This window comes from Clostridium sp. CTA-5, assembly GCF_054768135.1.
Map to the genome: position 1 here is coordinate 1 of NZ_BAAAAT010000040.1, position 374 is coordinate 374.

1 tRNA gene and 1 rRNA gene are annotated in these 374 nt (G+C 44.9%); both read right to left on the bottom strand.

The features are described 5' to 3' along the window. Window positions 1-60: 60 nt before the first annotated feature. Window positions 61-137: transfer RNA gene (locus tag ACYUET_RS19120), tRNA-Ile, on the bottom strand. Between the two features lie 3 nt (window positions 138-140). Next, window positions 141-257, bottom strand: a 5S ribosomal RNA gene (rrf, locus tag ACYUET_RS19125). Window positions 258-374 lie beyond the last annotated feature (117 nt).

Sequence of the window (374 nt, forward strand, 5' to 3'; positions counted from 1 at the left end):
GAACTCTTGACCCCCTGCGTGCAAGGCAGGTGCTCTCCCAACTGAGCTATACCCCCATAATGGTGGACCTTCAGGGACTCGAACCCCGGACCTACCGGTTATGAGCCGGTTGCTCTAACCAACTGAGCTAAAGATCCCTTACCTGGCAACGTCCTAATCTCCCACACAGTCTCCCATGCAGTACCTTCGGCGCTATAGATCTTAACTTTCCTGTTCGGAATGGAAAGGAGTGTTACTTCTATGCCATCATCACCAGATCTACTTTGAAAGATTTATTCTTTCAAAATTGCACATATTTTGTATATACTTAATTATTATTGGTCAAGCCCTCGACCTATTAGTATCAGTCAGCTAAATATGTTACCACACTTACA